The organism is Caulobacter sp. S45, assembly GCF_903642205.1.
GTDB lineage: Bacteria > Pseudomonadota > Alphaproteobacteria > Caulobacterales > Caulobacteraceae > CAHJWH01.
On record NZ_CAHJWH010000017.1, the window covers coordinates 25,797 to 33,462 of the forward strand.

The following is a 7,666-nucleotide window of genomic DNA, read 5'->3' on the forward strand; positions in this document are numbered from 1 at the left end:
CTTCAGCCGTGCAAATCGCGTTCCAGATGGGCGTCGTCGTCAGATTGCCCGGGTGACCCGTAGGGCAGCGGTTATCAGTCCGGCCCACAAGGCCGCCGAGACCGGCGTTGCGATAGCTATAGCCTTCAGCATCCAAAAGTCCTCCTGCGGCTCTGTCGGCCGCTGAGTCTGAAGCTACGCTCTCCGGAACGCGTGGCAAGTGTCCTCTTTGGTCGGAGGGTCTTTCCTTCGCTGGCCGGACGCACGCTTTCGCGACCGGAACCTGCGCCGTGGCGACGGTCGGCCTGCCCTTCGTCAGCCAGGTGATTGAGGCCTCTCCCGCCCGGCCCTGCGTTGGCACGAAGCTGAGGCTCGACCCCGGCGTGATTGCCGACCTGCTGCTGACTATGCGGGATGCCGCTCCATGCACGATGTCAGCAAGACTGCAACTTCCGGGTGTGTTGTGCGTACCACTCGCCGGCCATGCTTCACTACTGGTGAGAGGTTCAGCGGGCGCGTATGGGCGATGCGCTCTCCCCTGCTTCGCTAAGCCGTGCAAGGCAGGCAAGCTCCAGAACAAGAGAGCCGCGCTTCAGCCGTCCCTTCGTTTTGGACACGCAGCCGGTTATTCTGCAATCGAGACCGAAAATTGGGTGGAAGATGTTTGACGTCGCGAAGCGCCGCACGATCCTGGCGGCGGGCTTCTGCCTGCTGCAACCCGCACGATTGCTGGCCCAGTCGACGACCTTCCGGCGCCCGCTCGCCTTCGAGGTCTGGCGCAAGGGCCATCAGATCGGCACGCATACCGTCAGCTTCCGGGGCGACAGCAAGGACTTCGCCGTGGCCACAGACGCCGAGCTGCTGGTCAAGATCGGGCCAGTTCCGGTCTTTCGTTATCATCACCAGGCATCGGAGTTCTGGCGTGCCGGTCGCTTCGTCCAGCTCGAAAGTCACACGACCACAAACGGGTCTGAGGTGCATGTCACCGCAGTCCGGAGCGCGGACAGCGTCACCGTGAGCACTTCCAAGGGGCAGGTGCTGCACGCTCCGCCCGGCGCCTGCCCGCTGACGCACTGGAACGCCGCCGTTCTCGGCGGCCCGGTGATCAACCCCCAGAACGGCGAGCTGCCGCACGAACGGGTGACGCGCACGCTGGGCGACGTGGTGCAACTCGCCGACGGCCGCAAGATCCCCGCCACCCGCTGCACCCTCACCGGTGATGCGGACCTCACCGACTGGTATGATGGCGAAGGCGTGTGGACCGCCCTGCAGGCGAAGGCGCCTGACGGCTCGCTGATCGACTACCGCCGTACGGTCTGAAGGGGGCGGTTGACGCCTACGCTTACCGGGTCGGCCGGGGCCGGCAAGCCGCCGCGGAGGCGGACCCCTTTCAGCAGGATTTTCAGCGCTTCCCAGTGGATGGCCGCCATGACCTTGAGCGTCAGCAGCGGGTGGGTGGCGCAGGCGCCAATCAGAGAGCGATCGGTGAGCTCCTGGCGCGAGCCCGCGAACCCGGCGGACAGCAACAGACCGTCTGCGTCAAACGTGTCGATCATCACCCGCACCCTGTCGTCAGGCGACAGGACCTTGAAGTCATAGCTTAGCGCCATGTCCATGAACGGCGAGACGTGCAGCCGCTTGGCGGCGCTCTGGCGGACCTCGGCCAGGGCGCCATCGGCGGGGATCAGGTAGGTGTGGCGTTCGCCGAACGTGGAGCTGACCTCATACAGGATGGCGGCAAGGCTTCCGTCCCTGCCGTAGCAGAAATAGAGACTGAGCGGATTGAAGACGTAGCCCAGCACCCGCGGCAGGCAGAGCAGCCGGATCGCGCCGCCGTCCGGCTCGATGCCGGCAGCGACGAGGTGACGCTCGACCTGCGTCGCCAGCGGCGTCGACGAACCGTCGCCGTGATCGCGTTCCTCGAAACTCACCAGGTTGAACCGGCCAAGAGAAAACCAGCGCAGCCGCCGGTTCAGTTCCGTCAGCTCGCGCAGATCCAACAACAGCATGAACACGCCATAAGTCAGAACGTGCCTGCGAGGTCTCAGGCGCGTGTGGCCTACGCGACCGATGTATAGGCCCGACCGGAGCTTGCTCATGCCGCCACGCCTTGGGAACGTTCACGCAGAGGCGTCACGTGTATGCGGCCGGACTCGCTCTGGACGGTCCAGGGACGGCGCACGCCGCCGAGTTGCTCGGCCACCGCCAAGCCCGACTGCAAGCCATCTTCATGGAAGCCCGCCCCGAAGTGGGCGCCACAGAACCAGACGCAGCCCTCGCCCTGCAGCGACCAGAGCTGGCGTTGCGCTTCAAGGCTGGCGGTATCGAACAGGGGATGCTCATAGTCGAAGCGGCCAAGCACCTTGACGGGGTCGGGCTCAGTGCGTGGGTTCAACGTCACGAACACGTCGCGGGTCTTGGGCAGCCCTTGCAGCTCGTTCATCCAATACGTGACGCAGAAGCCGTTCGGCTCATCGCGCAGTCCGACGTGGTTCCAGGCCGACCAGGCGGCGCGACGGCGGGGCATCTGGCTGATGTCGGTGTGAAGGACGGCTACGTTCTGTGAATAGCGGAACGCGCCGAGCAGCCTGCGTTCATCGGGCGTGGCGACGCTGAGCAGACGCAGCGCCTGGTCGGCATGTGTGGCCAGCACGACGTGGTCGTAGCGGGCCTCATGGCCCGCGGCGTCGCGCACCAGTACGCCCGCAGCCGTTCGACGCACCGACCGCACCGTCTCGCCTCGCCGAATGCGACCGGAGAAGACCCTGGTGATCGCCTGCACATAACTATGGGAGCCGCCCGTCACCGAGCGCCACTGGGGCCGGTTCATTATCTTCAGCAGCCCATGGTTTTCGAAGAAGCGGATCAGGGGCGCGGCCGGATAGTCCCGCGCCTGGCCCGCCGAACTCGACCAGATGGCGCCCACCTGTGGCAGCAGGTGGTCTTCCTGGAAGGCGCGGCCGTAGCCGCCACGGTCCAGCAACTGGCCCAGCGTCTCCGGCTGCAGCTGCAGGGCCGCCAGCGCGGTTGGCGCCTCGCGGTAGAAGCGGACCAGGTCCATCATCATCGACCAGAAGCGTGGCTTGAGCGCGTTGCTGGGCTGGGCCAGCAAGGCCAGCGGATGAGCGCTGCCATATTCCAGCGCCCCGTGATCCAGCGACACGCCGAAGGACATCTCGGTGGCCCGAGTCGCCACGCCAAGATGAGCAAAAAAGGCTGTCAGATTCGGATAGGCCGCCTCGTTGTAAACGATAAAGCCGGTGTCCACCGCCACAGACGCTGCGACAGACCCAGCGGCCGCCGGGACATCCACGGTGTTGGTATGGCCGCCTAGGCGCGGCTCGGCCTCGTACAGCGTCACCTCGTGGCGAGGATCTAGTAGCCAGGCGCAGGACAGGCCGGAGATGCCGGACCCGATGACGGCGACCTTCAGTCTGCGGACGCACGACGAGGGCACAGGCGCCATTGCGGTCTCTCAGCTCTTCGCGAACAAAGCCGCGCCCATGTTCAGCTACGATGTGACGCGAAAGCCGGATGCAGCTTCATCCCGACGCCGTCCGCTCTCGTAAATGCAGGCGGGACCCGGGGGAGAAGCCGTTGCAGGCAATTGGATCAGTCAGGCCTGGGCGCGAAGGCGCGCCGGTCTGGTCCCGGCTGAGCGCGTTGCCTGGTGTCGGGGGCCTGTTGATAACCTGCTCTAGCACCGTTCCCCTGGCCGCCAAGGTGTGTGGCGCCGACGGCCCTGTTAAGACGCGCGAGCACAGGAGCCTGAGTCAGGAGCTGCTGGTGGCGCCGTCGCCACGCCTGCTCACGCCTGTGCTGCGCGACATGACCAGCTTCATCGGCGCCCACGCCAGCGGCGACGAGCTTCCGGAGACGTGGGCATGATCACCCTCGTCTCGGCCGTCATGGCGGCCATGGCCTTGGTGATGATCGCCGGGTGGGCTTTCCAGCGAGCCATGAACAACGGCGGCTGGACCGACGTGTTCTGGACCTATGGCACCGGAACGAGCTGCGCTCTGGCGTCGCTGGCGCCCTTCGGTGGGAATGGGGCACCAACCTGGCGCCAGGACATGGTTGCCATCCTGGTGGCGGTCTGGGCGCTCAGGCTCGGTACCTATGTTGCTCTACGGGTGGCGCGGGGACCTGAGGACGCGCGCTATGCCGGCCTGCGCGAGGGCTGGGGCAAGGTGTTCCAGCGCAACATGTTCTTCCTGCTGATTGTGCAGGCGCCGGCGACCGCGCTTCTGAGCATCTCGGTCCTGTTCGCCGCCCGCGACCCCCATCCAGCCTCCCGCATAGCGGACCTGATAGGGATTGCGATCATCGTCGCCGCCATCGTGGGCGAGAGCGCGGCCGACCGGGAAATGAAGGCCTTCAAGGCCGACCCCGCCAACGAGGGGAAGGTCTGCGACGCCGGCATGTGGGCCTGGTCACGCCATCCCAACTACCTTTTCGAGGCGCTGGGCTGGTTTGCCTATCCTGTGATCGCGCTGAACCCCGCGCACCCTTGGACCTGGTTATCTTTTGCTGCTCCTGTGACGATGCTCGGCATCCTTCGCTACGGAACCGGCGTACCTCCCCTCGAGGCGGCGATGGTGCGGTCCAAAGGCGAGGCCTACCGCCGCTACCAGGCCAGGGTCAGCCCCCTGCTCCCGCGGCCGGCGACGAAGGTGGACTCATGAACGCCCTCGCCTCCGTCATCACCGCCTTCGAGGGGGCGCCCCTGCCCGATAGCTTGCGCCGGGTGGCCGTGCGGATACTGGTGGAGGGCGCGAGGCGCAACCTGGCCGCCGGGGTCGACGGCGACGCCGCTTTCGCCAAGGAGATGGCGGCCCGCCCCATCGCGGAGCACACAAAAGCAGCCAATGACCAGCATTACGAGCTGCCCGCCGCCTTTTTCCAGCGGGTGCTCGGACCGCGTCTGAAGTATTCGAGCTGCCTCTACCCTACTGGCGGCGAGACCCTGGGTGAGGCCGAAGACCTGGCCTTGCACGATACCGTCGCTCACGCCGAGTTGAGGGATGGTCAGCATATCCTGGAGCTCGGCTGCGGCTGGGGCTCGCTCAGCCTGTGGATGGCTGAAGTCTACCCGAACGCGAAGATAACCAGCGTCTCCAACTCCGCTTCCCAAAAGGACTTCATCGACGGACAAATGAAGTCGCGCGGGATCGGCAATCTTCAGGTCGTCACCGCTGACATGAACGAATTCACCACCGAAGGCCGCTTCGACAGGGTGGTATCGGTGGAGATGTTCGAGCACATGGCCAATTGGCGCGACCTGCTGGCCAAGGTTCACGTCTGGCTGCTGCCCGAGGGGCGGCTTTTCCTCCACGTATTCAGTCATCGCACCACGGCCTATCGCTTCAACGCCGACGATCCGACCGATTGGATCGCCCAGCACTTCTTCACCGGTGGCCTGATGCCGAGCCACGAGCTGGTACGTCAATTCAGCGACCTGTTCATTCTGGAGCAGGACTGGCGTTGGAGCGGCGGACATTACGCCCGCACCGCCAACGACTGGCTGAAGAACTTCGACGACCACGCCGGCGAGATCGGCGAGGTTCTGCGCGAAGCCTATCGTGAGGACGCCAAGCTGTGGGCTCGGCGCTGGCGGCTGTTCTTCCTGGCGACAGCCGGTCTATTCGGCCATGCCGGCGGCCAGGAGTGGGGCGTCAGCCACTACCTCCTGCGGCCCGTCGCCTAGATCCTCGGTCGCGGAGATTGGCAATGCAACGGCTTGTCGTCGCCTATGTCGTCACGGGAATGATCTTCCTGACGCTGGACGGAGGCTGGCTCACCCTGGTTGGTCCCACTCTTTACAAGCCCGAGATCGGGCCGCTGCTGGCCGGGAGGGTTCGCGCTGCGCCGGCGGTGCTGTTCTACCTGCTCTATGTGGTGGGCCTGATCTACTTCTGCGTGGCGCCTAACTTCGAGAAGGGATGGATGAAAGCCGCCGTCGCGGGTGCGATGCTCGGCCTCGTCGCCTACGGCGCCTACGATCTGACCTGCCAGGCAGTGATGGCGACCTGGTCCACCAGGGTCAGCGTGGCGGACATGATCTGGGGCGCCTTCGCCAGCGCCGCGGCCTCCGCGATTGGCGTGGCGGTCACCCGCACCGCTTCCAGAAACCGGGGCTGAACGTGGCAAGCCTGACGTTTAGGCCCGATCGGGTCTCTGCGGCCTCGCGTCGCTCGCGACCCGCGTTCACCGTCAACGCAATGGTTGCGGGCCTGCGCCACGGCTGGACCGAGGGCAGCTTGACGGTGGCGGGCCCGGATGGGGCCGTCCACCGGATCGAGGGCGCCGAGCCCGGGCTGGACGTAGGCTTCGACATCCACGACAGCCGCTTCGTGCGCCGGGTGCTGGGCGGCGGTGACGTGGGCTTTGCAGACAGCTACGTCGCCGGCGAGTGGGACAGTCCCAACCTCGCCAAGCTGCTCACCGCTTTTTCCGCCAACTTCGACCGGATCACGCGTCTGTTGGCCGGCAATCCGATGATGCGCGCGGTCAACGCGGCCGCCCACGCCCTGAACCGCAACAGCAAGTCCGGCTCCAGGCGCAACATTCAGGCCCACTACGACCTTGGTGACGACTTCTATCGCCTGTGGCTCGACCCTGGCATGAACTACTCATCCGCTTTGTTCTTGGACGATCGGCACGACCTTGTGGCTGGCCAGCGCGCCAAGCATGCGGCGCTCGCCCAAACCATGAACCTCCAGACCGGCCAGAGTCTATTGGAGATTGGCTGTGGCTGGGGCGACTTCGCCCGCTTCGCCGCCATCGAATATCAGGCTCGCGTCACCGCCGTGACGGTTTCCAAGGCGCAACACGATCACGCGGCCCACATGATCCAGCAACAGGGACTGAACGATCGGGTAACGATCAAGCTTTGCGATTATCGTGACCTGGATGGCCGGTTCGACCGCGTCGCCTCCATCGAGATGCTCGAGGCGGTGGGCGAGGCCTATTGGCCCACCTATTTCCGCAAGCTGGCGTCCCTGATGGCCCCGGGCGGTCGCGCCGGGCTACAGGTGATCACCATCCGCGAGGACCTTTTCGAGGGCTATCGTCGTCGACCGGACTTTATTCAACTAAATATCTTTCCAGGCGGCATGCTGCCGAGCAACCGGCGCCTGCGCCACGAGACAGATCGCGTGGGGCTCACTTGGACGGACCTACGCCGCTTTGGCCAGGACTATGCCGACACTTTGACTGAATGGGCGCGCCGTTATGACGAGCGTCTTGGCGCGGTGCACGCCCAGGGCTTCGACATGCGCTTCGACCGGCTGTGGCGTTACTATCTCGGCTATTGCGAAGCGGGCTTCCGCACCGGCCGCACCGACGTCATCCAGTTGGGCTTGTCGGCCGCCTAAAGTTCGGACTTGGCAGCTGGGCTTTTGCTACGGTGGATTATTATCGGAACGCAGGCTGTCGGTCAGACCTGTGAGATCTTCAGGGGTGGAGCCTCATCCGTCCTCGGCTCACTCGATACGGCCAAACGGCATCGACCTGAGGGCCGAAGGCTCGAACTGGGCCATAGCCGTCCGCCTGGCCTGGTCTCAGGAGCCCGTCGCTTCATCGCCGACCCGACCTACCCAGTTTCGGAAGTAATACCAGCCGCCTGAAGCCCTGACTCCCGGCAGGGATTCCCAAGGAGCGCGGAACGTGAGTCGATGAGGGCTCA

General features: G+C 65.3%; 8 protein-coding genes. 6 read left to right on the top strand and 2 right to left on the bottom strand.

The genetic code is table 11. The annotated features are described in order from the left end of the window. Nucleotides 1–152: 152 nt before the first annotated feature. Nucleotides 153–647 (top strand): AraC family transcriptional regulator N-terminal domain-containing protein, encoded by a 495-nt coding sequence (locus HUV06_RS16585; protein ID WP_174299899.1) that lies wholly within the window; start codon nt 153–155, stop codon nt 645–647. Continuing rightward, nucleotides 640–1,299 (top strand): DUF6134 family protein, encoded by a 660-nt coding sequence (locus tag HUV06_RS03530; RefSeq protein ID WP_174299890.1) that lies wholly within the window; start codon nt 640–642, stop codon nt 1,297–1,299. The genes HUV06_RS16585 and HUV06_RS03530 overlap by 8 nt, the downstream gene beginning before the upstream one ends. On the opposite strand, the gene HUV06_RS03535 is transcribed toward HUV06_RS03530, so the two are convergent. Next, entirely contained in the window at nt 1,281–2,078 is a 798-nt protein-coding gene (locus HUV06_RS03535) for a DUF1365 domain-containing protein (RefSeq protein ID WP_174299891.1), read from the bottom strand. The genes HUV06_RS03530 and HUV06_RS03535 overlap by 19 nt on opposite strands. Beyond that, nucleotides 2,075–3,445 carry an NAD(P)/FAD-dependent oxidoreductase gene (locus tag HUV06_RS03540; RefSeq protein WP_174299892.1) on the bottom strand — a complete coding sequence of 457 codons (1,371 nt, stop codon included), beginning with the start codon at nt 3,443–3,445 and terminating at the stop codon, nt 2,075–2,077. The genes HUV06_RS03535 and HUV06_RS03540 overlap by 4 nt, the downstream gene beginning before the upstream one ends. A 418-nt stretch (nt 3,446–3,863) precedes the next feature. Between HUV06_RS03540 and HUV06_RS03545 the strand changes: the two genes are divergently transcribed. The 4 genes from HUV06_RS03545 to HUV06_RS03560 all read left to right on the top strand — a co-directional run bounded on the left by HUV06_RS03545 (nt 3,864) and on the right by HUV06_RS03560 (nt 7,355). After that, nucleotides 3,864–4,664, top strand: a complete 801-nt coding sequence (locus tag HUV06_RS03545; protein ID WP_174299893.1) for a DUF1295 domain-containing protein — start codon at nt 3,864–3,866, stop codon at nt 4,662–4,664. Next, entirely contained in the window at nt 4,661–5,686 is a 1,026-nt protein-coding gene (locus HUV06_RS03550; protein ID WP_174299894.1) for a cyclopropane-fatty-acyl-phospholipid synthase family protein, read from the top strand. The genes HUV06_RS03545 and HUV06_RS03550 overlap by 4 nt, the downstream gene beginning before the upstream one ends. A gap of 23 nt (nt 5,687–5,709) precedes the next feature. After that, entirely contained in the window at nt 5,710–6,120 is a 411-nt protein-coding gene (locus HUV06_RS03555; protein WP_174299895.1) for a DUF2177 family protein, read from the top strand. Between the two features lie 125 nt (nt 6,121–6,245). Then, a complete protein-coding gene (locus HUV06_RS03560; RefSeq protein ID WP_254600855.1) occupies nt 6,246–7,355 on the top strand; it encodes a cyclopropane-fatty-acyl-phospholipid synthase family protein in 1,110 nt (369 codons plus the stop codon). Nucleotides 7,356–7,666 lie beyond the last annotated feature (311 nt).

Bases quoted from the DNA above. Each gene is read 5' to 3' on its own strand.
- HUV06_RS03530 (WP_174299890.1), top strand. From the start codon at position 640: ATGTTTGACGTCGCGAAGCGCCGCACGATCCTGGCGGCGGGCTTCTGC.
- HUV06_RS03535 (WP_174299891.1), bottom strand. From the start codon at position 2,078: ATGAGCAAGCTCCGGTCGGGCCTATACATCGGTCGCGTAGGCCACACG.
- HUV06_RS03540 (WP_174299892.1), bottom strand. From the start codon at position 3,445: ATGGCGCCTGTGCCCTCGTCGTGCGTCCGCAGACTGAAGGTCGCCGTC.
- HUV06_RS03545 (WP_174299893.1), top strand. From the start codon at position 3,864: ATGATCACCCTCGTCTCGGCCGTCATGGCGGCCATGGCCTTGGTGATG.
- HUV06_RS03550 (WP_174299894.1), top strand. From the start codon at position 4,661: ATGAACGCCCTCGCCTCCGTCATCACCGCCTTCGAGGGGGCGCCCCTG.
- HUV06_RS03555 (WP_174299895.1), top strand. From the start codon at position 5,710: ATGCAACGGCTTGTCGTCGCCTATGTCGTCACGGGAATGATCTTCCTG.